20 protein-coding genes and 1 tRNA gene are annotated in these 22,375 nt (G+C 73.5%); 10 read left to right on the top strand and 11 right to left on the bottom strand.

Annotation, left to right across the window (positions count from 1 at the left end):
• Window positions 1-54 precede the first annotated feature (54 nt).
• The 3 genes from ACFYZF_RS01155 to ACFYZF_RS01145 all read right to left on the bottom strand — a co-directional run bounded on the left by ACFYZF_RS01155 (window position 55) and on the right by ACFYZF_RS01145 (window position 2,963).
• Window positions 55-1,074 carry an ABC transporter permease subunit gene (locus tag ACFYZF_RS01155; RefSeq protein ID WP_387014481.1) on the bottom strand — a complete coding sequence of 340 codons (1,020 nt, stop codon included), beginning with the start codon at window positions 1,072-1,074 and terminating at the stop codon, window positions 55-57.
• On the bottom strand, window positions 1,071-1,994 hold the full coding sequence (locus ACFYZF_RS01150) for an ATP-binding cassette domain-containing protein (RefSeq protein ID WP_387015990.1): 924 nt from the start codon (window positions 1,992-1,994) through the stop codon (window positions 1,071-1,073). Before ACFYZF_RS01150 ends, ACFYZF_RS01155 begins: the two co-directional genes overlap by 4 nt.
• Window positions 1,995-2,177: 183 nt before the next feature.
• Window positions 2,178-2,963: a DeoR/GlpR family DNA-binding transcription regulator gene (locus ACFYZF_RS01145; RefSeq protein ID WP_387015989.1), complete on the bottom strand. Its 786-nt coding sequence runs from the start codon at window positions 2,961-2,963 to the stop codon at window positions 2,178-2,180.
• A gap of 197 nt (window positions 2,964-3,160) precedes the next feature.
• On the opposite strand from ACFYZF_RS01145, the gene ACFYZF_RS01140 reads away from it, so the two are divergent.
• The 3 genes from ACFYZF_RS01140 to nagA are packed head-to-tail and all read left to right on the top strand — an operon-like array spanning window position 3,161 to window position 6,116.
• Window positions 3,161-4,090, top strand: coding sequence for an SIS domain-containing protein (locus ACFYZF_RS01140; RefSeq protein WP_387014478.1), 930 nt, complete (start codon window positions 3,161-3,163; stop codon window positions 4,088-4,090).
• Complete coding sequence (locus ACFYZF_RS01135; RefSeq protein ID WP_387014476.1) at window positions 4,087-5,007, top strand: ROK family protein; 921 nt, start codon at window positions 4,087-4,089, stop codon at window positions 5,005-5,007. Before ACFYZF_RS01140 ends, ACFYZF_RS01135 begins: the two co-directional genes overlap by 4 nt.
• Complete coding sequence (gene nagA, locus ACFYZF_RS01130; protein ID WP_387014473.1) at window positions 5,007-6,116, top strand: N-acetylglucosamine-6-phosphate deacetylase; 1,110 nt, start codon at window positions 5,007-5,009, stop codon at window positions 6,114-6,116. Before ACFYZF_RS01135 ends, nagA begins: the two co-directional genes overlap by 1 nt.
• A 380-nt stretch (window positions 6,117-6,496) precedes the next feature.
• On the opposite strand, the gene ACFYZF_RS01125 is transcribed toward nagA, so the two are convergent.
• Window positions 6,497-7,720 carry a DUF4032 domain-containing protein gene (locus tag ACFYZF_RS01125; RefSeq protein WP_387014470.1) on the bottom strand — a complete coding sequence of 408 codons (1,224 nt, stop codon included), beginning with the start codon at window positions 7,718-7,720 and terminating at the stop codon, window positions 6,497-6,499.
• 77 nt (window positions 7,721-7,797) lie between these two features.
• On the opposite strand from ACFYZF_RS01125, the gene ACFYZF_RS01120 reads away from it, so the two are divergent.
• Window positions 7,798-8,589, top strand: a complete 792-nt coding sequence (locus ACFYZF_RS01120) for a phosphatase PAP2 family protein (protein ID WP_387014467.1) — start codon at window positions 7,798-7,800, stop codon at window positions 8,587-8,589.
• A gap of 252 nt (window positions 8,590-8,841) precedes the next feature.
• Here the strand turns inward: ACFYZF_RS01120 and ACFYZF_RS01115 are convergent, their stop codons facing one another.
• Entirely contained in the window at window positions 8,842-10,638 is a 1,797-nt protein-coding gene (locus ACFYZF_RS01115) for an NAD-binding protein (RefSeq protein ID WP_387014464.1), read from the bottom strand.
• Window positions 10,639-10,727: 89 nt separating this feature from the next.
• Here ACFYZF_RS01115 and ACFYZF_RS01110 point away from each other — a divergent pair, with 89 nt between their 5' ends.
• From ACFYZF_RS01110 to ACFYZF_RS01095, 4 genes are all read left to right on the top strand, one after another.
• A complete protein-coding gene (locus ACFYZF_RS01110) occupies window positions 10,728-11,210 on the top strand; it encodes an MSMEG_6728 family protein (RefSeq protein ID WP_387014461.1) in 483 nt (160 codons plus the stop codon).
• Window positions 11,211-11,281: 71 nt separating this feature from the next.
• On the top strand, window positions 11,282-12,808 hold the full coding sequence (locus tag ACFYZF_RS01105; protein WP_387014458.1) for an FAD-dependent oxidoreductase: 1,527 nt from the start codon (window positions 11,282-11,284) through the stop codon (window positions 12,806-12,808).
• Between the two features lie 92 nt (window positions 12,809-12,900).
• Window positions 12,901-14,112, top strand: a complete 1,212-nt coding sequence (locus ACFYZF_RS01100) for a hypothetical protein (protein ID WP_387014455.1) — start codon at window positions 12,901-12,903, stop codon at window positions 14,110-14,112.
• A 223-nt stretch (window positions 14,113-14,335) separates the two neighbouring features.
• Window positions 14,336-14,779, top strand: coding sequence for an HNH endonuclease (locus ACFYZF_RS01095; RefSeq protein WP_387014453.1), 444 nt, complete (start codon window positions 14,336-14,338; stop codon window positions 14,777-14,779).
• 85 nt (window positions 14,780-14,864) lie between these two features.
• On the opposite strand, the gene ACFYZF_RS01090 is transcribed toward ACFYZF_RS01095, so the two are convergent.
• Together ACFYZF_RS01090 and ACFYZF_RS01085 are read right to left on the bottom strand one after the other, a co-directional pair.
• Entirely contained in the window at window positions 14,865-15,638 is a 774-nt protein-coding gene (locus tag ACFYZF_RS01090) for an enoyl-CoA hydratase/isomerase family protein (protein WP_387015988.1), read from the bottom strand.
• Between the two features lie 127 nt (window positions 15,639-15,765).
• Window positions 15,766-18,144, bottom strand: a complete 2,379-nt coding sequence (locus ACFYZF_RS01085; RefSeq protein ID WP_387014450.1) for a M4 family metallopeptidase — start codon at window positions 18,142-18,144, stop codon at window positions 15,766-15,768.
• Window positions 18,145-18,311: 167 nt separating this feature from the next.
• Here ACFYZF_RS01085 and ACFYZF_RS01080 point away from each other — a divergent pair, with 167 nt between their 5' ends.
• Window positions 18,312-18,854 (top strand): hypothetical protein, encoded by a 543-nt coding sequence (locus ACFYZF_RS01080; RefSeq protein WP_387014448.1) that lies wholly within the window; start codon window positions 18,312-18,314, stop codon window positions 18,852-18,854.
• 54 nt (window positions 18,855-18,908) lie between these two features.
• On the opposite strand, the gene ACFYZF_RS01075 is transcribed toward ACFYZF_RS01080, so the two are convergent.
• The 4 genes from ACFYZF_RS01075 to ACFYZF_RS01060 all read right to left on the bottom strand — a co-directional run bounded on the left by ACFYZF_RS01075 (window position 18,909) and on the right by ACFYZF_RS01060 (window position 20,777).
• Window positions 18,909-19,532 carry a histidine phosphatase family protein gene (locus tag ACFYZF_RS01075; RefSeq protein WP_387014445.1) on the bottom strand — a complete coding sequence of 208 codons (624 nt, stop codon included), beginning with the start codon at window positions 19,530-19,532 and terminating at the stop codon, window positions 18,909-18,911.
• 63 nt (window positions 19,533-19,595) lie between these two features.
• A complete protein-coding gene (locus tag ACFYZF_RS01070) occupies window positions 19,596-20,015 on the bottom strand; it encodes a VOC family protein (RefSeq protein WP_387014442.1) in 420 nt (139 codons plus the stop codon).
• Between the two features lie 35 nt (window positions 20,016-20,050).
• The gene (locus ACFYZF_RS01065; protein WP_350881519.1) at window positions 20,051-20,449 is read right to left on the bottom strand and encodes an AraC family transcriptional regulator; all 399 of its coding nucleotides are present in this window, start codon (window positions 20,447-20,449) and stop codon (window positions 20,051-20,053) included.
• 251 nt (window positions 20,450-20,700) lie between these two features.
• Window positions 20,701-20,777, bottom strand: a tRNA-Thr gene (locus ACFYZF_RS01060).
• Between the two features lie 364 nt (window positions 20,778-21,141).
• Between ACFYZF_RS01060 and ACFYZF_RS01055 the strand changes: the two genes are divergently transcribed.
• Window positions 21,142-22,233, top strand: a complete 1,092-nt coding sequence (locus ACFYZF_RS01055; RefSeq protein ID WP_387014439.1) for an ABC transporter ATP-binding protein — start codon at window positions 21,142-21,144, stop codon at window positions 22,231-22,233.
• Window positions 22,234-22,375 lie beyond the last annotated feature (142 nt).

Raw genomic sequence — 22,375 nt, 5'->3', positions numbered from 1 at the left:
GGGCGACCCGGACCGCATCGGACGTGCGGTCCGGGTCGCCCCGGCGGAGCCCGGTCAGGCGATGTCGCGGCGGCGCATGGTGACCAGCGCCGCGCCGAGGGCGGTCACCAGCCCGACGGAGAGCAGGATCGAGGCGTGCTGCCAGGTCAGGTCGAGGGTCTCCGGCTTGCACTCCCCGTAGTAGGTGGCGTTGCAGGCCTCGTAGTTCTCCAGGGTGACCTTCTTCTGCATCCAGGCCATCCCGTACGTCGGCAGCAGCCACGCTTCGATGAACCGGGATCCGGCCATCGACAGCAGGATGCCGATGCCGAACTGACCGACCACGACGACCCCGATCGCCCCGCCGAGGGCCATCGCGGTGTGCCGGCCGAGCGAGGCGAGCGCGAACCCGATGGTCGCCGCGACCACGATCAGCACCAGCCCGCGCAGCCCGGTCAGCGCGAACGACTGCCACACGCCGCCGGTCATCTTCTCGGTCTTGCCGCGCAGCGAGCCGACGAGCCAGAACCCGGCGGTCCAGACCGCCCCGGCGGCCACGGTCAGGGCGACCAGCCCGGTCAGCAGCGCCGCCAGCTTGGTCAGCAGCACGGTGAGCCGCCCGGGCCGCCAGAGCAGCAGGTTCATCATCCCGCCGGAGCTCCACTCGGCGCCGACGAAGGAGGCGCCGACCACGAACCCGATCAGCGCCAGGATCGCGGTGAACGTGACGATCATTTCCTCGAAGCTGCCGCGGAAGTCGAACGTCGACGGCAGGAACCACTCCGCCTGGATGCTCTCCCGTGGCGGACCCTCGATCATCGCGCAGTCCGGCGGGTACCGGCCCTCCGACTGCTCCTGGCCGGACGCCTTGGCCTGCACGCAGGCCGCCCGTTCCTGCTCCGCCCAGCGCGACTGCTCCTGGTACTGCTGCTCCGCCTGGCGCTCTGCGGCGGCCTGCTGGTCGGGACCGATCTTCTGGTTGGTGAAGAAGACCCCGACGATCACCGCCCCGAGGACCAGCAGCCCGAGCAGCGTCGCCCAGCGGGTGAAGCGCCGCTTGCCCAGCCGGCGCAGTTCCGTGCGATAGAGGCTCATGCGCCCCAACCTCCTCCGACGGCGCCGGGCTGACCCGCGCCGCCGACCTTCGTGGACTCGTCGACCTGGCGGTGCTGCCCCGGCACGGGGGCGGTCGCGGTCAGCTCCAGGAAGACGCTCTCCAGGTCGACCGTGACCGGGGCCAACTCGCTGACGTAGAGGCCCTGCTCGGCGAGCAGCCGGCTCACCATCGCCGGCTTGTCGACCCCGGCGAGCATCAGGTGGTCGGGCTGGGCGGTCACCGCCACGCCCGCCCGGGTCAGCGCGTCGGCTGCCCTCGGCAGGTCGGTGGCCGCCTCCAGGCGGACCCGCACCGCGCCGCCGGAGTGCTCGGCGAGCACCTCGTCGACCGGGCCGAACGCGACCCGCCGGCCGAGCGAGATGATGGTGACCGAGTCGCAGATGAGCTGGATCTCGCCGAGGATGTGGCTGGAGAGCACCACGGTCATCCCCGAGGCGGCCAGATCGCGCGTGAGGGTACGCATCTCCCGGATGCCGCCCGGGTCGAGGCCGTTGGCCGGCTCGTCCAGGATCAGCAGCTTCGGCTTCTTGAGCAGGGCCGAGGCGACCGCGAGCCGCTGCTTCATGCCCAGCGAGTACGTCTTGACCCGCTCGCCGGCGCGGTCCCGCAGGCCGACCAGCTCCAGCACCTCGTCGACCCGGTTCTGCGGCACCTCGCCGGCCCCGGCGAGCAGCGACAGCGTGTCGCGGGCGGAGAAGTGCGGGAAGAACTGCGGGCTCTCCACGATCGCGCCGACCTGGCTGACCACGGCGGGCAGCGCGGCCGGCACCTCCTGGCCGAGGATCGCCATCCGGCCGCCGTTGGGCCGGATCAGGCCGAGCAGGGTACGCAGGGTGGTGGTCTTCCCCGACCCGTTGGGGCCGAGGAAGCCGTGCACCTGGCCCTGCTCGACCAGCATGTCGAAGCCGTCCAGGGCATGTCGCACGCCCCGGCGTCGGCTCTTGTATGTCTTACGTAGACCTTCTATTTCCAGGACAGCCGGCAAAGCTGCGCCTCCCCCGATAGTTGCAGTGACGAGGCACACCATACGCGGTATACACCGGCCGGCAATACCCGGTATGCAGTTCGGTGTGTCGGCTGCTCAGGCGCAGATCACGTGCACGCCCGCCGCCTGGAACGCGTCGACCAACCCGGCATCCGCGCCGGAGTCGGTCACCAGCGTCTCCACCCGGTCGACCGGGCAGATCCGGGCGAACGCGTGCCCGCCCAGCTTGGACGAGTCCGCGATGATCACCACCCGCTTCGCCCGGGCCACCATCAGGTTGTTCATCGCCGCCTCGCCCTCGTGGTGGGCGGCGGCGCCGAGCTGTGGGTCGATCGCGTCCACCCCGAGCAGGGCCACGTCCAGGGTGACCTCGCGCAGCAGCGCCCCGCCCAGCGGGCCGACCAGCTCGAACGACTTGGGCCGGACCACCCCGCCGGCCACCACCACCTTCATCCGGGACCGGACCAGCAGCTCGTTGGCGATGTTGAGCGCGTTGGTGACCACGGTGAGCTGGGCGCCCTCGGCGTTGGTGTTCAGGTCGGGCCGGACGGCCAGCGCCCGGGCCACCTCCGTGCTGGTGGTGCCGCCGTTGAGGCCGACCACGGTGCCCGGGGAGACCAGCGCGGCGGCGGCGGCGCCGATCCGCTGCTTCTCGGCCGAGTGCTTGGCGGTCTTGTAGCGCAGCGGCAGGTCGTAGGACACGCCGTTGGCCACCGCGCCACCCCGGGTCCGGGTGATCATCTGCTGCTGGGCGAGCTGGTCGAAGTCGCGCCGGATGGTGGCCTGGGAGACGTCCAGCCGCCCCGCGGCATCCTCGACGCTCACCCGGCCGTTGTCAGTGAGCATCTCCAGCAGCGCGTTCCATCGGGCGTACCGGTCCACCGCGGGTGCCTCCACCGATTCTGCACGAAGGGTGATTGATTGCGTGCACAGTAGTGCGCGAAACTACGTAGGCGCAAAACTCCGCTCTGCGCGATCGGGCAGCCGGTTGCCAGGGTCGCGATGTCTCGCGCAGAATAACGCGCGAAAGACGGCCATATTGCGCCGTATTGCGCACGGCCGCCCGACGAGGAGTTCTCATGGCGTTCGTCCACGCGGAGATCGCGAGTCAGCCCGACTGTTGGCGGGAGGCTGCGCTGCTGGCCCCCACGGTCGCCGAGCACCTACCACGCCCCGGGGAGCGGGTCGCCATCGTCGGCTGCGGCACGTCGTGGTTCATGGCGACGGCGTACGCCGGGCTGCGTGAGGCCGCCGGCCACGGCGAGACCGACGCCTTCCAGGCGTCCGAGTTCCCGCCCGGCCGCCGCTACGACCGGCTGATCGCCATCACCCGCTCCGGCACCACCACGGAGGTGCTGGAGTTGCTCGCCGCGCTGCGCGGCCAACTCCCCACCACCGTCATCGTCGGCGACCCCGGTTCCCCGGCCGTCGAGTTCGCCTCCGCCGCCATCACCATGCCGTTCGCCGACGAACGCTCGGTCGTGCAGACCCGGTTCGCGACCACCGTGCTGGCCCTGCTCCGCGCCCACCTCGGCCACAACCTCGCCGCGCTCTCCGCCGATGCCGAGGTCACCGTCCGGGCCCCGCTGCCGATCGACCCGGCCCAGGTCGAGCAGGTCACCTTCCTCGGCCGGGGCTGGACGGTCGGCCTGGCCCAGGAGGCCGCGCTGAAGTGCCGCGAGACGGCCACCTTCTGGGCCGAGGCGTACCCGGCCATGGACTACCGGCACGGCCCGATCTCGATCGCCGCCCCGGGCCGGCTGGTCTGGGCGTTCGGCGACATCCCCGAAGGGCTGGCCGAGGACGTCGCGGCCACCGGGGCCACCTTCGTGCACAGCCGCACCCACGGCTGCCACACCGTGCTCACGAGCTGGGCGGCCGGGCGCACCCCGGTCGACCCGATGGCCGACCTGATCCTCGCCCAGCGCTTCGCCGTCTCCCTGGCCACCAGCCGCGGCCTCGACCCGGACGCGCCCCGGCACCTGAGCCGCTCCGTGGTGCTCACGTGAGCCCAGTCGACGTCGTCGTCGCGCTGGACGTGGGCGGCACCGGGATGAAGTGCGCCCTGGTCAGCCGGGACGGCGGCACCCTGCGCGCCGAGCGCCACCCCACCGACGCGGGCCGGGGCCCGGACGCGGTGGTCGACACCATCCTGGACGTCGCCGAGGGGCTGGCCGGCAAGGCGCGGGCCGACGGGTTCGAGCCGGTCGCGCTCGGCGTCGCCGTCCCCGGCGTCGTCGACGAGGCCGCCGGGGTGGCGGTGTGGTCGGCGAACGTCGGCTTCCGGGACGTACCGCTGCGGGACCTGGCGGTGGCTCGGCTCGGGCTGCCCGCGGCGCTCGGCCACGACGTGCGCGCCGGTGGCCTGGCCGAGGCCCGGCTCGGCGCGGGCCGCGGCACCGGGCACGTGCTGTTCGTGGCGATCGGCACCGGCATCGCCGCCGCGCACGTGGTCGACGGGTCGGCCGCCACCGGCGCGCACGGCGCCGCCGGGGAGATCGGCCACATCCTGGTCCGCCCCGGCGGCCCGCGCTGCGGCTGCGGCCGGCGCGGCTGCCTGGAGGCGGTCGCCTCGGCCTCCGCGATCGCCCGCCGGTACGCCGAGCTGACCGGCGTCCCCGCGACCGCCGCCGAGGTGGCCGACCGGGCCGCGGCAGGCGAGCCTGCGGCGACCCGGGTCTGGGCGGACGCCGTCGAGGCGCTGGCCGACGGCCTGGCCTCCGGCCAGTCCCTGTTCGACGTGGAGACTGTCGTGGTGGGCGGCGGCCTGGCCCAGGCCGGGCCCCTCCTGTTCGACCCGCTACGCGCGGCGCTGCACGAGCGGATGACATTCCACCGGAAGCCGCGTCTCGTCGCGGCGGCCCTCGGCGACGAGGCCGGCTGCCTCGGCGCCGCCCTGCTCGCCCTCGACAGTCTGGAGAAGTGATGGCGCTTCGGGTGAACGGCAAGGTGGTGACCCCGACCGGCGTGGTCCGGCAGGGCTGCGTGGAGCTGGACGGCGACCGGATCACCGCCGTCGCCGAGTACCCGTCCGCGCGCGACGGGCACTGGATCGTGCCGGGCTTCGTGGACATGCACACCCACGGCGGGGGCGGGCACACGTTCACCACCGGCGACGCCGACTCCGCCCGGCAGGCGGCGTCCTTCCACCTGGGACACGGCACCACCACGCTGCTGGCCAGCCTGGTCAGCTCACCGTACGAGCTGATGCGGGACGCCACCGCCGCGTTCCGGCCGCTCGTCGAGGAGGGGGTGCTGGCCGGCGTCCACTTCGAGGGGCCGTACCTCTCCTCGGCCCGGTGCGGCGCGCAGAACCCGGAGTTCCTTCGCGACCCGTCCACCGACGAACTGGCCGCGCTGATCGAGCTGGGCGGCGGCGCGGTCCGGATGGTCACCCTGGCCCCGGAGCGGGACGGCGCGCTGGAGGCGATCAAGCTGCTCACCGCCCACCGGGTGGTCGCCGCGGTCGGCCACACCGACGCCACGTACGACCAGACCCGGGCCGCGGTGGCGGCCGGCGCGAGCGTCGGCACTCACCTGTTCAACGGCATGCGCCCGGTGCACCACCGCGAGCCGGGCCCGGTGGTGGCCCTGCTGGACGCCCCGAGCGTGGTCTGCGAGCTGGTCGCCGACGGAGTACACCTGCACGCCGGGATGCTCACCTTCGCCACCTCGACCGCCGGCCCGGAGCGGGCCGCCCTGATCACCGACGCGATGGCCGCCGCCGGCATGCCCGACGGCGAGTACGAGCTGGGCGGCCAGTCCGTCACCGTGGCCGATGGAGTGGCCCGGCTGGCCCGGGACGGCGCGATCGCCGGCAGCACCCTCACCATGGACGCCGCCCTGCGGCACGCCGTGCACGCCGGCATCCCGATGGCGGACGCCTGCCGGATGGTGGCCACCACCCCGGCCCGGGCCATCGGCCTCGGCGACCGGGTCGGCGCGCTCCAGGTCGGCCTCCGCGCCGACCTGGTCGTCCTCGACGAGGACCTGAACGTGGTCCGGGTGATGAAGGGCGGCTCCTGGGTGGAGTGACCTGACCCCCGCCGCGACGGTCACGGCGGGGCGGGAACCGCGGGTCGGGGCGGGGCCGGCAGTCCGGGGCCGGCAGTCCGGGGCCGGCAGTCCGGGGCCGGCAGTCCGGGGCCGCCCCAACCCGGCGCGGCCCCTCTGGAGCTGCCCCGTCCATGCGCCCACGCCCGACGGGCAGGGACCTCGCGCGGCTCCTTTGGAGCTGCCCCGCCCATGCGCCCACGCCGACAGGCAGGATCCGATGCGGCCCCGTCTGCGGCTGCCCCGTTTATGCGGGCAGCTCCAAAGGGGCCGACCTGGCACACCCGCTGGAGATGGTGGCGCGCCCCACGGAAGCCCGGGGAGTTCCGCGTCGGGTAGGTGTCGCGGCCTCCGGCGGGCGCTCAGTCGAGGGCGTCGACCTCGACGCCGAGGACGGCCTGCTCGTCGGGGCGGTGCACCAGCACGTCGGACAGGAACGACTGCACCGCCGGGCCCATGCCGACATCCCGGCCGGCACGCTCGGACAGCAGCCACTTGTGCTCGATGATCTGCGCGAACAGCTCCTGCGGCTCCAGCTTGCGCCGCAGGTGCGCCGGCACCGCCCGGACCACCGGCTCGAACACCTCGGTCAGCCAGCGGTGGGCGGCCTGCTGCTCGTCGGTCAGGTCGCTCTCCGCCCGGTACGCGTCCAGGTCGTTGAGGAGCCTGCGGGCCTGGTTCTCCTCGGCGTCCAGGCCGGTAAGACGGAGCAACCGGCGGTGGTGGTGGCCCGCGTCGACCACCTTCGGCCGAATCAGGTACCGCCCGTCGGCGATGGTGGACAGCGCCACCTCGGCCACGTCGAAGCCCAACTCGTTGAGGCGGCGGATCCGGCCCTCGATGTCGTGCCGGGCCTCCCGCTCGATCTGCTGCTCGTAGGTGATCTCGTGCCAGAGCCGCTCGTAGCGCTGCACGACCTCCTCGCAGACCACCTCGGGGTCGATGGACTCGTGCAGCAGCCCGGCCGCCTGGAGGTCGAGCGCCTCGCCGAAGATGTTCACCTGGGCGATCTCCAGGTCCTCGCCCCGCTGGCCGTTGGACAGGGTGTTGTGCAGCGCCCCGGTCTCGGCGTCGACGAGGTAGGCGGCGAACGCGCCGGCATCCCGGCGGAACAGGGTGTTGGACAGCGAGCAGTCGCCCCAGAAGAAGCCGGTCAGGTGCATCCGGACGATCAGGGCGGCCAGCGCGTCGAGCAGCCGGCTCATCGTCTCCGGCCGCAGGGTGTGCGAGAAGAGCGCCCGGTAGGGCAGCGAGAACTGCAGGTGCCGGGTGATCAGCACCGATTCGAGGGTCTCCCCGTCCTCGGTCTGCCGGTCGGCGACGACCGCCACCGCCTCGACCGACGGAAAGTCGATCCGTTCCAGGGCCCGCAGCAGGTCGTACTCCCGCTCGGCGATCCGCTCGCGGGTCTCCTTGAACGCATACACGTACTCACCTAACCGGACGAACCGGACGACGTGCCGAGAGATGCCCTGCGGCAGCGCCACCAGGTGCTCGGCAGGCCAGTTCTCCAGCGGGGTCGACCAGGGGAGGTCGAGCAACGCCGGATCCACAAGGGCAGAGGTGATCCGCACGCCGACAAGCATGCCGGGTAACCAGGCCGAGCGCCTCCCTTCGTGGCTCGCCCCACAGCCGGCGGGCGGCGGGCCGGTAGCGTGGCCGCGTGCGGGAAACCCAGGCGGTACGGCGGAAGGTCCAGCTCAGGCCCGTACGGCCGGCGGGCTGGTGGTGGGACGCGCTGCTGGTCGCCGCCCTGGTCGGCCTGACGGCGGCGCTCGCCGCCGACCGGCTGTTCGGCGTCGACCGGGCGGTGGCCGACTGGGCCGAGGCGCACCGGCCCACGGCGGCGTACTGGGCCGCGGTCGTGTTCAACTACCTGGGCCAGGGCAGCCCGCTGACCCTGATCGCGCTGGGCATGGGGGTGCTGCTGGCGGTCCGGGCGCGGTCGGTGCGGCCGGTGCTGCCGCCGGTGCTCGCCTTCGTGCTCACGTACCTCACCATCGGCCCCCTGAAGGTGTGGACCGCACGGCCCGCGCCGAGCGCCGGCGTCAAGGAGCCCTTCCTGCCCGCCGAGGCGACCCTGCCTCTGTTCCAGCACGACCTGCCGGTGCGGTTCGCCCAGTCCTACCCGTCGGGGCACGTCGCCAACGCGATCGTCTGGTACGGCGTCATCGCCCTGCTGCTGGCGCCGCTGCTGGCCACCTTCGGCCGGACCGTCCCGCCGTCCCTGGTCACCGTGGTCCGGGCGGTGCCGCCGGTGGTCGTGCTCTGCACCACCACCTACCTGGGCTGGCACTGGCTGACCGACTCGGTCGCCGGGCTGCTGCTCGGGCTGTTCCTCGACCGGCTGCTGCGCCGGGTGCCATGGGACGACGTTCCGCTGCCCGGACGGCTGGGCACCTGGAACCGGCCCGCGCTGTTCACCGCGTACGGCGTCCGCCGCCGAGGGCGCTGATCAGGCAGCCTGGAGGCGGTGCTGTCGCTCCGGCGTGTTCCTCGCCCGGGAGCTGCCCGCAGCGAGAGGTTCTCCAGCGACGCGGCGCCCTGGGCCACCTCGATCAACTCGGTGAGCAACTGGTCGACGTCGGACTCGGGCAGGAAGGAGACCCACGGCAGCGCCTCGCCGAGCACCCGACGCACGGCGTCCGACGGCTGGGTGCGGACCAGCCCGGCCAGCAGCCGGGCCGTGAAGTCGATGACGACGGCGTCATTCCTCGCTCGCCCGGGGCGGGGGTGGGCCGGCGGGCGCGTCGGGCGGGTGCTCCGTCGGGGGCGGGGAGGTCTCGCGCAGCAGGGCGGTCAGCCCGGCCCGGCGGGCCACCACGGTCAACCGGTCGCCGGCGGTGATCACCAGGCGGGAATCGGCCGACCAGTCCGCCTTCAGCCCGGCGCGGGCGTGCGCGAGCAGGCGTACCTCGCCGGGGTGGGCCACGGCGGCGAGCGGGCGGCCGTCCAGCGGCGACCCGGCGGCCACCGGCACCTCGGTGACCAGCAGCGCGTGCCGGCCCACCGGGATGGTGGCGATCACCGCCCGGTCCAGCAGGGCGGCGGCGAACGAGGGCGCGGCCAGGTACGACACGCTGCGCGAGATGCCGATCCCGAACGCCTTCTGGATGCGCTCGGCGAAGTCGCCGTCGAACAGCCGTAGCACCACCCGCAGGTCCGGGTTGAGCCCCCGACCGTTCAGCGCGGCCCGCAGGTTGACCCCGTCGTCGGTGGAGGCCACGACGAGCGCCTGGCAGGTCTCCACGGAGGCGGACCGCAGCGTCTCCTCCAGCGCCGCGTCGCCGACCACCACGGGCACCCCGAGCCGGTGGGCCAGCGAGGCGCCCCGCGCGTCCGGCGTCCGGTCGATGGCCACCACCTCGACGCCGAAGTCGTTCAGCTGGGCCATCACCCGGGTGCCGATGTTGCCCAGCCCGACGACCACCACGTGCCCGGACCGGTCGGGCTGGATCCGCCCGGCGTGCAGGGCCAGCCGGGCGTTGACGATCCCGTCGACCACCACGGCGGTGATCAGCGGGATCAGCGCCAGCCCGGCCAGGTTGAGCACCACCTGCATGACCTGCGCGGCGACGGGCTTGGTGACGTCCGGGTCCTCGCCGGTGAGCGTGGTGACCAGGGTGAGGTAGAGCGCGTCGGCCCAGTTGACCCCGGCCGCGCGGGAGTTGAGCCAGCCCAGCGCGGCGATGACCGCGAGCAGCACCAGCACGGCGATGCCGATCTTGCGGGTGGCGAAGCTGCGGACCGCGCGGAGCAGCACCGCGACCGGCTGGCGACGGCGCCGGGCGCGGACCAGCCTGCGGGCGGCCAACTCGGTGCCGGGCGGCTGGCCGGTCGCCTCGGCGAGCACCACGTCGGCGGTCGCCTCGTCGGCGGGCAGCACCCGGGGCCGGGACGGATCGCCGGTGTCGGCCACCCCGCACACCACGTCCTGCGGGCGGACGTCGGTGCGGCGGGCCACGTAGAGGGTGCGTCCGCCGTGTCGGAAGTGGGTCGGGGCGACCTCGCCGAGCGCGGCGGCCACGAACGCGGGGGCGGCCATCGACGCGTCGGAGAGCACCGCCGAGTCGGGGAAGAGTTGCCGCACCCCGTTGGCCAGGCTGGTGTTGAACATGCGCACCACCAGCCGCAGCCGGGGCTCCACCTCCTGGGCGCAGAGCGCGGCGTGCATGTTGCCGACGTCGTCCTGGTGCAGCAGGGCCAGCCCGTCCGCGCCGGCGAGCCCGGCCCGGCGGAACGTCGCCTCGTCGAGCCGGTCCGCCCGGACGACCTGGATGCCGTCGACGTCCCGGCCGTCCGGGCCCTCGGAGCGGCGCCGCTCGGGCACCACGAGGGTGATCCGGATCCGGCCGGTGTCCAGCTCGGTGGCGAGCAGCGCCCGCACCACCCAGTACGCCAGCGGGTCCGACCCGCAGACGACGTAGTGCGGGCGGTTCTCCCCGTTCATCCGCAGTCGCCACCCGGTGGCGCGACGCGCGCGGTCACGCAGGGGCTCCGCCATGCGCCGAATCGTAGTCAGCCGACGGACGACCGCGCAGCCCCACGCGATCATGAACGAATGTCGTGGCCCGGTACGGGTAGAGCAGCGGCATGCAGACGTTCCTGCCGTACCCGGACTTCCTGGCCAGCGCCCGGACGCTGGACCAGAGGCGGCTGGGCAAGCAGCGGGTGGAGGCCATCCAGGTGCTGCGCGGGTTGACCCGGCCGGGGTACGGCTGGCGCAACCACCCGGCGGTCAAGATGTGGGCCGGGTACGAGGAGGCGCTGGTCCGCTACGGCCTGGACGTCTGCGCGGTGTGGTGCGAGCCGGGCCGGGCCGACACCTGCGCGGCGACGCTGGCCACCGACCTCGCCGCCGCCTGCGGCGTCGTCACCGTGCGCACCCAGGAGATGCTGGCGCAGGCCGGTGAGCTGCCGCCCTGGCTGGGCCGCGACGACCTGCACCGCAGCCACCGTTCCTCGCTGCTGCGCAAGGACCCGGAGCACTACCGTCCGTTCTTCGACGACGTCGGGCCCGACCTGGAGTACGTCTGGCCCGCCTCCGACCGCGAGCCGCACTGCCGCCCGTCGTGAGCGGAAGGTCCTCGCCGGCCGCCCCGCGTCGGAAGCGGCCCCTCCCCCGCCCCTCGGGCAGACTGAGTCGCATGGCGCTGTCGCGGCTGGTGGGCCGGTTCATCGGCGTACGGGAACACGTGGTGGACCCGGGCGGCGGTGCCGCCCCGCGCGTGTCGCGCCCGGTCGAGGCCGTGGTGGTCGGCGGCGGGATCGCCGGCATGTCGGCGGCGGTGGTGCTCGCCGAGCGCGGGGTGCGGGTGACCGTGCTGGAGGCCGCGCCGACCCTCGGCGGCCGGTTGGGCGCGTGGCCGGAGCCGCTGGCCGACGGTACCCAGGTGAACGAGCACGGCTTCCACGCGTTCTTCCGGCAGTACTACAACTGGCGGTCGATCCTGCGCCGGATCGACCCGGGGCTGGCGTTCCTCAGGCCGGTTCCCGGGTACCCGGTCCTGAGCGCCGAGTGGCCGACGGAGGAGTTCGGCAAGCTGCCGCCGGCCCCGCCGGCGAACCTGCTCGCCCTGCTGCTGCGCAGCCCGAGCCTGCGCCTGGCCGACCTGCGCGGGATGGATCGGGACGCCGCGCTGCCGCTGCTCACCTACGACCCGGTGCGCACGTACGCCGAGTTCGACAGCGCCACCGCCGACGAACTGCTCACCTCGCTGCGGCTGCCGGACCGGGCCCGGGCGATGCTGTTCGAGGTCTTCTCCCACTCGTTCTTCAACCACGAGGCGGAGATGTCGGCCGCCGAGATGATCGCCCAGTTCCACTTCTACCTACTCGGCAACCCTGAGGGATTGACCTTCGACTGCCCGGACGCGGACTACGCCACCGCGATCTGGCAGCCGCTGACCCGGCACGTGGAGAAGCACGGCGGACGGGTGGTCACCGGGGCCGCCGCGACCCGGCTGGACCGGGGCCCGGGCGGATGGCGGGTGACCACCGCCGACGGCACGGCGTACCCGGCCCGGCACGTGGTGCTGGCCGTCGACCCACCGGCGCTGGCCCTGCTGGTGGGCGCCTCGCCGGTGCTCGCCGGCGCCGCCCCGGAGCTGGTGGCGGCCATGCCCGCGTTCGGCGCCCCCGGCCCGCCGTACGCGGTGGCGCGGTACTGGTGCGACGGGGACGTCGACGGTGGGCGGGCGGTGTTCAGCGGGGTGTCCCGGCAGCCCACGTTGGACTCGGTGACCCTGTACCACCGGCTGGAGGACGAGTCGCGCCGCTGGGCGGAGCGCACCGGCGGCTCGGTGGTGGAGCTGCACGCGTACGCCTGCGACGAGGGTGTGCCGGCCGAGGAGCTGGCCGAGCGGATGCGGGTCGAGCTGGTCGCGCTCTGGCCGGAGGCGGCCCGGCTGCGGGTGCGCGAGCTGCGCGCCCGGGTGGAGGCCCGGGCCCCGGCGTTCGCCCCGGGCGGTCACGCGTGGCGGCCGGGCGTGCACACCGGCGCCGACGGGCTCTACCTGGCCGGCGACGGCATCCGGACCGACTTCCCGAGCGCGCTGATGGAGCGGTCGGCGGCGACCGGGATCATCGCGGCGAACCACGTCCTGCGGGCCGAGGGGGCGGCGGCCGAGCCCGTCCGCTCGATCCGCCCGCGCGGCCTGCTCGCGCGGCGATGACCACAAAGGCCCTGATTCACCACAAATTACCCCAAATCTGATCTATCCTCGACTGACATCCACCGGCGTCGCCGGCACGGGAGGTCGAGAGGGTGTCCACGGTGCACCGGCGCGACGCGGCCGGCGGGCCGCCCGGCGACGAGGCGGGCGGCGGCCGGTACGACGACGCGTACGGGCTGCTGCGCGACGAGCGGGCCTGCATCGTGACGGCGCTGCGGCTTGGCTGGTGGTTGGCGGACGCGTACCACCACGCGCGGACGGCCGACCTGTCGACGGACGGGCGGCCGGCGCAGCCGCCGGCGAAACTGACCAACTTCACCGAGATGTCCGGCCGGCGGCGGCTGGGGATGTACCTGGACGGGATCGACGTGGCGCTCGCCCAGATCGCCGGGCTGACCCGCGGCGGCGCCGCCGCGCCGCCCACGGTCGCCCCGGGTGGCGGCGTCCCGTCCACCGGGGACACCCGGGCCGCCCTGTCGGCCGGGGCCGGAACGCTGCTGCTGGCCCTCGACGACCTCAACGTGGACGTGCTGCGCTGGGCGATGGCGACCAACCACCGGGTCGGGCTGGCCTACCGGCTCGGCAGGTCGCTGGCCGACACCGTCCGGCGCGGCGACGCCGACCAGGTGCCGTGGCGCTTCGCCGGCCGGCAGGTCGAGATCAGCCGCTGGCTCGACGAGCTGGCCAGCGTGCTGCCGCCGTACTCGGCCGCGGTGGTGCGCCGGTCGCTGCGGGCGTGGGCCGACGCGGTCACCCGGGCCGGGGTCGGCGACCCGGCCGAGGCCGGCCTCGCCGAGCTGGCCCGCGAGCTGCGCAACCAGGGCGACCTGTGGCGCAGCGTGCTGACCGGCGGGCTGCAACCCCGGGACCTGCTCGACGAGGAGGACTACGCGGTCGTCGCCCGAAACGTCATCATCCGGGACCGGAAGCTGGTGGCGCGGGCCGCCCGGGGCATCTTCTGGCCGGTACTGGCCCCGCTGCTGGTGGTGCTCCTCGCCGTGGTCGGGGTGAGCGCCGCCGCCGCGGCCGGCTCCCCCGCCGCCCGGACCGCCGTCGCCCTGGTCGGCCTGGGCGCCGGGCTGACCGCGGTCTGGCGGACGGTGTCCGGGCCGGCCCTCGCGGTGGCCGGGGAGGTGAACCGGCCGCTGCTGGAGGGCGAGCTGACCGTCCGGATGGCCGACCGGGTGACCCGGCCGCTGGCCACCGCCCGCGCCACCGCCCGGTCCCGCCGCCAGCGCGGGCCCGGCGAGGTCGCCAGCGGATCGAAATGCGTTGCCGGCCGCACCCCCGCCGACCTACCGTGATCGCGCAAGGTCAACCAGCCCGGCGGGAGCAAGTCATGCCGTTGTCGCACTTCAGCACCGTTCCGACAGTGCTGCCCGTCGATGGTTGTCGCAGCGAGGCCCCCCGGGACGGGTGGCCCGGCTGACGCGTGCCCGCACGCGTCGAGCCGTCCCGTCCCCCCGCTGGACCGGACGGCTCCTCGCCGGCCGGCCCACCCACCGTCGATCCTGGAGGGAGTGCCCGGTGGACGCCGTTCTCGTCATCAACGCCGACCTCGGCCCGCTGCACCGGGTCACCGTGCAACACGCGATCCGGATGCTCTGCCGGCGGGTCGCCGAGATCCACGAGGCCGAGCCGGACCGGGTGATCGGGGTCTTCCCGGTCCCCCGGGTGGTCCGCCTCGTCCGGTACGTGGTGACCCGCTGGCGGTTCAGCGCCGGCCCGGCCTGGTCCCGGGCGGGCGTGCTGCGCCGCGACAGCCACTGCTGCGCCTACTGCGGCGGGCCGGCCGGCACCGTCGACCATGTGCTGCCCCGCTCGCGCGGCGGCCGGAACACCTGGCGGAACACCACCGCCGCCTGCTACGGCTGCAACCAGCGCAAGGGCGACCGGACGCCGGCCGAGGCGGGCATGCCGCTGCGGCACGCGCCGGTCGTGCCGAGCTGGGCGTCGCTCGCCGGGCGGTGACGGACCGGCCGGCGGGAACGGGGGGCCGCGTCAGGGGTACGCCCCCGGCGCGGCACCCGCCGGCCCCTGGCGATCGCGCCCCGGTTCAGCCGGCGGCGGGCGGGGCCCAGCCGAACCGGGGCGGCCGGCGCTCGTTGGCCGCCGCCACCCCCTCGCGGGCCTCCCCGCTGGCCCGGACCTGCCCGTGCCACCAGGCGATCCGGTCCTCGTCGGCCCGCTCGTCGACGATCTCCTTGGCGGCGGTGACGGTGAGCCGCGAGCGTTCGGCGATCGCGGCGGTGACCGCACCCACCCGGGCGGCGAGCCCGTCGGGCGGCAACACCTCGTCGACCAGCCCGATCCGCAGGGCCCGCTCGGCGTCGATCAGCTCGGCGGTGAAGAGCAGATGCTTCGCGGCGGACGGGCCGACCAGCCGGACCAGCCGCCGGGTGGTGGGCACGGGGTAGACCAGGCCCAGCCGGGCCGGCGGCACGCCGAACCGGGCGTCGGCGGCGGCGAGGCGCAGGTCGCAGGCGACGGCGAGCTGGCAGCCGCCCCCGACGCAGGCGCCCTCGATCGCGGCCACGGTCGGCCGGGCGAAGGCGGCGAGCCGTTCCTCGGCGGCCACGGCGATGCTGGCGTCCCCGGCGTCCAGCAGTTCGTCGAGGTCGCCCAGGTCGGCCCCTGCGCAGAAGGTGCCGGCCGCGCCGGTGAGCACCAGCGCGCGGACCCGTTCGTCCGCCTCCAGCCGGTCCAGCAGCACCGGCAGTTGCCGCCACATCGCCGCGGTCATCGCGTTGCGCCGCCCCGGACTGGAGATCACGATCGTGGCCACCGGTCCGGCCGTCCAGACGGTCAGCTCCGCGTCCGACACCCCCACCAACTCCCTCGCCTCGCCGGCCCGGTCCGCAGCACGAGCGCGCCGGGCCGGTGCGGCGACCATAACGAGGCGGGCCCGACGACCACCCGTGTGGGGTGGCCGCCGGGCCCGCCGGGGTACGGCTACGTCAGGCGACGTTGACCGCGGTGTCGTCGACGACGAAGGAGGTCTGGAGCGAGACGTCCTCCGTGCCGGTGAACTTCAGGGTGACGGTCTGGCCGGCGTACGAGGCCAGCGAGAACGACTTCTGGCTGTACCCGGCGGCCTTGTTCAGGTTCGAGTACGTGGCCAGGGTCGCCAGCACGGTCCCGGACGAGTTGAGCACCTGCACCGAGAGCTTGTCGTACTGGATGCTGGTGGTGGTCTCGGTCGTGTCGATGTGCAGCCAGAAGCTGTAGTTGTACGAGCTGCAGCCCGCCGGCAGGCTCACCGACTGGGACAGCGTCTCGGTGTTGGTGGTGGCGCGCCCGTTCAGCCAGGCGCTGTAGGTGCCGGTGCGGGCCGGCTGGCTGGTGCCGTGCTGGCCGATGACGCCGGAGCTGGCCGTCCACACCGTGTTGCCGGACTCGAAGCCGGGGTTGCCGAGCTTCTGGCCCGCGCCGGTGCAGCCGCCGGTGCCGGTGACGGTCAGCGTGTAGGTGGCGCTGTGGGGCACCGTGCCGGTGCCGGTGACCGTGACGTTGTACGTGCCGGCCGGGGTGCCGGACGTGGTGGCGATGGTGAGGGTCGACGAGGCGCCCGAGGTCACCGAGGCCGGGTTGAACGACGCGGTCGCGCCGGTCGGCAGGCCGGACGCGGAGAACGTCACGGTCTGGGCGGTGCCGGCGGTGGTCGCGGTGGCCACGGTGGTGGCGACGGAGCCGCCCGGGGCGACCGAACCGGAGGTCGGCGACAGCGTGACGGAGAAGTCGTTACCGGTCGACGAGCAGGGCGCGTCGTTGCCGGCCACGTTCACCGCGGTCCACGCCGCCTGGACGGCCTTGTACTCCGTGGAGCAGTTGCCGTACAGGTCGGTCGCAGCCTTGAGCGTGTACGCGCGGGAGGTGTTCGCCGGGGTGGTGGTGTTGACGTACGACGTGTTGGAGGTGAAGTACACGTCCAGCGCCCGGAACCAGATCTTCTCGGCCTTGGCCCGGCCGATGCCGGTCACCGCCGGGGCGGAGCCGCAGACCGGCGAGGTGCCGTACGCGGTGGCGCCGGTGCCCTCGGCGAGGTTGAAGTAGAAGTGGTTGCCCACGCCGGAGGAGTAGTGGACGTCCTTGTTCTTCGTGCTGGTCGACCAGCACGAGTCGGAGGAACCGTCCAGCGTCGGGTTGTACATGTACCGCAGCGGGGTGTTGTTGCCGTTGATGTTGATCTTCTCGCCGACCTGGTAGTCGCCCGGGTCGCTCGGCGCGTTGGCGTAGAACTCCACCATGTTGCCGAAGATGTCGCTGGTGGACTCGTTGAGGCCACCGGACTCGCCGGAGTAGACCAGGCCCGCGACGGCCTCGGTGACGCCGTGGCTCATCTCGTGGCCGGCCACGTCGAGGGAGACCAGCGGGCGGGAGTTGCCGGAGCCGTCGCCGTACGTCATCTGGGAGCCGTCCCAGAAGGCGTTGACGTAGGCGTTGCCGTAGTGCACCCGGCTCGGCACGCCGGCGCCGTTGCCGAAGATCCCGTTGCGGCCGTGCGTGTTCTTGAAGTAGTCGAACGTCATCGCGGCGCCGAAGTGGGCGTCCACGCCGGCGGACTGCCGGTTCGTGTTGGCGCCGGTGCCCCAGACGTTGTCGGCGTCGGTGAACGTGGTGCAGGTCGACGTGCCGTTGTTCATGTCGCAGGTACGGCCGTTGCCGCGCACCGGGTCGATCATCTGGTACGTGCTGCCGGAGAGCGTGGTGTCGACGCTGACCGTGCCGGTGTAGATGCCCGTGCCGCTGCCGGTGACCGTCTCGATCTCGTCGTACGAGCCGATCACCTTGCCGGTGACCGCGTCGGTGATGACGTGCAGCTTCGAGGGGGTCTGCTTGTCGGCCTTCCAGCCGGAGGCGACGGTCTCCCAGGCGAGCCGGCCCTTGCCGGAGCTGGCGTCGACGAAGAGCTCCGGGGCGCCCACGGCGGTGAGCGAGCCCGAGAACTCCTTGCGTGCGGCCTCCTTGGCCTTGGCCGAGGTGACCTTCGGGCTGGCGGCGAGGGTCAGCGGGGCCGCGAGGCCCACCGAGGCCCCGGCGTACTCGCCGTTCGCCTTGGCATGGATGACGAAGTCACCGCCGTAGACCCGCAGGCCCTGGTAGGTCCGGGAGTAGCGGGTGTGCGAAGCGCCGTCGGCGTCCACCTTGGTCCGAACTGCCTGGTACGCCTCTCCGCTGGCACCCTGGACGGCGCCGGGGTTGCTGCGGAGGACCGAGTCGGCACGGGCTGCCGACGAATCCGGGGTGGGGGCTGCCGCCTGCGCCGTGGTGGCGACGCAGGTGAGCAGGCCGCCGGTAAGCAGCGCTGCGCTAGCGGCGGCGAGGGTTTTCTTCACGTGCCCTCCTGGCAAGGAATGTGTGACGGGGGTAGTCACGCATGTAGATATAGTGATCTCCCGACGAAAGGGGAAGGGGGCGACCACTTCCGGACTCCAACACTGGCCGAACGGATGAGGAGGACAAGGTGACGGAACCGGGCGGAGTCCGGACACGTCCGACGGTCATGAGATCGACCCCCCTCCGCATCGCCATGATCGCCGCGCTGCTGGCGGCGGCGACCGGGTGCGCGGCCGGCGATCCCGGCACCCCCGCGCCGACGCCGTCCGCCACCGTCTCGCCCCCCGCCTCCCCCGGGACGACCGCCGCGCCGGGCACCACTGCCGGAACCCCCGGCGCCAGCGTCCCGGCCGAGGCGTCCCCGGCCCCGGCCGCCCGGGTGGTCGTCCGACGATCGGGCGGCTTCGCCGGGGGGAGCGACACGGTCACCGTCGAACCGGACGGCCGATGGACGGCGGTCGACCACGCCGGCACCCGGCGCACCGGCCAACTCACGGCCGCCGACCTCGACCGGCTGCGGCGGCTCGCCGCCGAGCCCCGGCTCACCGAGGGTGGCACCGCCGACGCCGCCGGCCGCTGCTCCGACGCCTACGAATACCGGCTCACCGTCGGCACCGCCACGATCGACTGGACCGACTGCCCGGTCGCCGGCACGCCGCCACAGGCCGCATCGGCGCTGGCCGCGCTCGTGCTCACCGCCGCCGGTTGACCCACCGCCGGGCCGGAGGAGCGCTTCGTCGAGGCGGGCTATACCCGGCGGGCGTCAGAACCGGTAGTCCGGGGGCAGCCCGGTGCCGCGCAGCTCGGCCGGCAGGTGGGCCACGTCGTTGACGGCGACCAGGGTCGGCGGCCCGGCCGAGCTGTAACGGATCACGGTCAGCCCGGCGTTGTGGTGGTTCAGCCCCAGCCAACGCCCGGGCGGGGCGTCCAACGCGTGCCGGACCAGCCAGGCGATCAGGAACGTGTGGGTGACCACCAGCACCCGGTCGTCTCCGTCGGCCGGCGGGGCGGCGAAGCGCGCGACGGCCGCCGCCGTCAGCCACGGCCCGTCGACCCGCTCGCTCGCGGAGAACCCCGCCAGGAGCCTCGCGTACGCCGGAGGCAGGCCGGCCGGGTCGGTGTCGTGCGGCAGGTGATCGCCGGCCAGTTCGGTGGCGTACACCGGGATCCCGGGCAGCGACCGGGCGACCAGGCCGGCGGTCTGCGCGGCCCGGGGCAGCGGCCCGTGGTGGACGGCGGTGAAGGGCACCCCGGCCAGCCGCTCGCCGAGCAGGGCCGCCTGCCGCCGGCCCCGGGCGGAGAGCCCCACCTCCGGCGGGTCGTCGGTAGTGCCGGCGGGCCGGTCCTGCTCACCGTGCCGGGCCAGGAACAGCAGGCGGCTCGCCATCGTCACCTCGTACGGGTCGGGAGGCGCGATGCTAACCCGCGCCTCCCGAGCCACCCGCCCCGCTCAGCCGCGCGGGAACATCTGACCGATACGGATCTTGTTGCCGAACGGGTCCCGGATGCCGAAGTCGATGCCGTACGGGCGCTCGGTCGGCTCGTCGGTGATCTCCACGCCCTTGGCGACCAGGTCTTCGTACGTCTTGTGCGCGTCGTCGGTGGTCATGAAGAGGTAGCCGCCCAGCGCCCCCTTGGTGAGCAGCTCGCGGACCTGCTCGGCCGTGCCCGGGTCCAGGGCCGGCGAGCCGGGCGTCTCCAGCAGGATCTCCCGCTCCGGGTCGCCGGGCAGGTTGACCGTCAGCCAGCGCATGAAGCCGAGGTCCTGGTCGGTGTTGACCTCCATGCCGAGCTTGCCGACGTAGAAGTCGAGGGCCTCGTCCTGGTCGAGCACGTAGATCTGGGAGCGGCTGATCGCGTTCATCGTCATGCCGAGAACGCTATTCGACCGCCCCGACCTGCTGCTTATCCAAAACTGCTAGGTCGCATCCAGGCCTTGGCGAAGCACGCGGGCACGTCCGCCGGCACCCTGCGCCGGCGATACTCCGTCGGTGACTCGCCGACGATCTGACGAAACGTCCGGCTGAAGGTGCCGAGGCTGTTGAACCCCACCGCGAAGCAGACCTCCGTGACATCCCGGTCGGTCTGGGCGAGCAGGTACATGGCCCGCTCGACCCGACGCCGTTGCAGGTACCGGTGCGGGGTCTCGCCGAAGGTGGCGCGGAAGGTGCGGATGAAGTGCGCCTCGGAGACGTGCGCGATCCGGGCCAGGGCGGGGATGTCGAGCAACTCGGCGTACGCCCGGTCCATGGCGTCCCGGGCGCGGAGCATGGCCCGGTTGGACTCCTCCACCGCGCGGCTCATCCCACCTCCGTCCAGCGCGGGCGAACGCCAACGCGGCACCGGCATACCGTCCTCCAGGACACCGGCAAAACTGTGGAGCCCTCGGCCGGGATCGAACCGGCGATATGATTGGCAGAGGTCGCGGCGCCCCCGAAGGGGTCAACCAACCTCGACCGCTTGTCCGTCCCGCCGCCCGTGAGCCCGGTTACCGTCGGCGCTGCCGACACTCCGGCGAGCAACAGCGGCGAGTGCCACCGAACGCCTTGTGAAATTGGAGCCCCCGGCCGGGATCGAACCGGCGACATCTCGCTTACAAGGCGAGTGCTCTGGCCAGCTGAGCTACAGGGGCAGGTCGTGCGTGGTCAGCATAAGCGACAGACCTCGGGACTTGTCCCTCGGCAGGCCCTCCCAGCACGGAAAACGCCGATTTGCCGACCCTGCCGGCTGTCATCCGGCGGCGGGCGGGCGGAACCACGCGGAGATTGATGCCTGGCTGTGCCCGACTGCCCGGAATGTGAATGCCGTCCGTCCCATCCGACGCTTCTCGTGTTGGCAGGTTGCGGAAACCCGTTTACGGTGCAGTGACACGGATGACAGTTCCGGCGGCCCCCACTGCCGGAGTGTCGCCCGGATGGCCGGCGCCACAGGGCACCGGTTGCTCCTTCACTCGGATCGTCCGGCACGTTCCTGCCGGTGAGAGGAAGCGCTCCACCATGGCCACGGTCACTTACGCGAAGGCGTCCCGGATCTACGCGGGCACCGAGCGTCCCGCAGTGAATCAGCTCGACCTCGAAATCGGCGACGGCGAGTTCCTCGTCCTCGTCGGCCCCTCCGGTTGTGGCAAGTCCACCAGCCTGCGCATGCTCGCCGGCCTGGAGGACGTCGACGACGGCGCGATCTACATCGACCAGCGCGACGTCACCCACCTCCCGCCGAAGTCCCGCGACATCGCGATGGTCTTCCAGAACTACGCCCTCTACCCGCACATGTCGGTGTACGAGAACATGGCGTTCGCGCTGAAGCTGCGCAAGATCCCCAAGGCCGAGATCGACCGGCGGGTCAAGGAGGCGGCCGGGCTGCTCCAGTTGGAGGAGTTCCTCAGCCGCAAGCCGAAGGCCCTCTCCGGCGGTCAGCGCCAGCGGGTCGCGATGGGCCGGGCGATCGTCCGCGAGCCGCAGGTCTTCCTCATGGACGAGCCGCTGTCGAACCTCGACGCCAAGCTCCGGGTGCAGACCCGTACCCAGATCGCGTCGCTGCAGGCGAAGCTCGGCATCACCATGGTCTACGTCACCCACGACCAGGTCGAGGCCATGACCATGGGCCACCGGGTGGCCGTCATGCTCGACGGCGTCCTTCAGCAGGTGGACACCCCCCGGGCGCTCTACGACACCCCGGCCAACGTGTTCGTCGCCGGCTTCATGGGCTCCCCGGCCATGAACATCAAGACCGTCCCGCTGAACGAGCGGGGCGCGACGTTCGCGGAGCTGGACATCCCGCTGACCCGCGAGCAGGTCGAGGCGGCCCGCGCCGAGGGCGGCGACGGCAAGGTGACCGTAGGCTTCCGCCCGGAGGACTGCGACATGGTGAGCCCGACCGAGGGCGGCATGCCGGTCGTGGTCGAGCTGGTCGAGGACCTCGGCTCGGACGTCAACGTCTATGGCCACGCCGCGATGGAGGGCCACAACGAGCGCTTCGTGGTCCGCACCGACCGGCGCACCATGCCGAACATGGGCGACACCGTGTTCGTGAAGCCGCGGACCGGCCGTACCCACGTCTTCAACGCCGCCACCGGCAAGCGGGTCTGACGTACGACGCAGCTGGGGGTGGGGGGGGCGGGGGGCGGCCCCCCCCCCCCCGGCGGGCCGCGGGGGGCGGCGGGGGGGGGAGCGGGGGGGGGGGGCGGGCCGGCCCCGGGGGGCGGCGGGGGGGGGGGGGGGCCGCGCCCCC

The sequence above is a fragment of the Micromonospora sp. NPDC001898 genome, from assembly GCF_042891255.1.
In the GTDB taxonomy this organism is placed as follows: domain Bacteria; phylum Actinomycetota; class Actinomycetes; order Mycobacteriales; family Micromonosporaceae; genus Micromonospora.
Note: the sequence above shows the minus strand (reverse complement) of the source record. Positions and strands in the feature narration are given on the sequence as shown.

Bases quoted from the DNA above. Each gene is read 5' to 3' on its own strand.
- ACFYZF_RS01155 (WP_387014481.1), bottom strand. From the start codon at position 1,074: ATGAGCCTCTATCGCACGGAACTGCGCCGGCTGGGCAAGCGGCGCTTC.
- ACFYZF_RS01150 (WP_387015990.1), bottom strand. From the start codon at position 1,994: ATGCTGGTCGAGCAGGGCCAGGTGCACGGCTTCCTCGGCCCCAACGGG.
- ACFYZF_RS01140 (WP_387014478.1), top strand. From the start codon at position 3,161: ATGGCGTTCGTCCACGCGGAGATCGCGAGTCAGCCCGACTGTTGGCGG.
- nagA (WP_387014473.1), top strand. From the start codon at position 5,007: ATGGCGCTTCGGGTGAACGGCAAGGTGGTGACCCCGACCGGCGTGGTC.
- ACFYZF_RS01125 (WP_387014470.1), bottom strand. From the start codon at position 7,720: ATGCTTGTCGGCGTGCGGATCACCTCTGCCCTTGTGGATCCGGCGTTG.
- ACFYZF_RS01115 (WP_387014464.1), bottom strand. From the start codon at position 10,638: ATGGCGGAGCCCCTGCGTGACCGCGCGCGTCGCGCCACCGGGTGGCGA.
- ACFYZF_RS01110 (WP_387014461.1), top strand. From the start codon at position 10,728: ATGCAGACGTTCCTGCCGTACCCGGACTTCCTGGCCAGCGCCCGGACG.
- ACFYZF_RS01105 (WP_387014458.1), top strand. From the start codon at position 11,282: ATGGCGCTGTCGCGGCTGGTGGGCCGGTTCATCGGCGTACGGGAACAC.
- ACFYZF_RS01080 (WP_387014448.1), top strand. From the start codon at position 18,312: ATGAGATCGACCCCCCTCCGCATCGCCATGATCGCCGCGCTGCTGGCG.
- ACFYZF_RS01075 (WP_387014445.1), bottom strand. From the start codon at position 19,532: ATGGCGAGCCGCCTGCTGTTCCTGGCCCGGCACGGTGAGCAGGACCGG.
- ACFYZF_RS01070 (WP_387014442.1), bottom strand. From the start codon at position 20,015: ATGACGATGAACGCGATCAGCCGCTCCCAGATCTACGTGCTCGACCAG.
- ACFYZF_RS01065 (WP_350881519.1), bottom strand. From the start codon at position 20,449: ATGAGCCGCGCGGTGGAGGAGTCCAACCGGGCCATGCTCCGCGCCCGG.
- ACFYZF_RS01055 (WP_387014439.1), top strand. From the start codon at position 21,142: ATGGCCACGGTCACTTACGCGAAGGCGTCCCGGATCTACGCGGGCACC.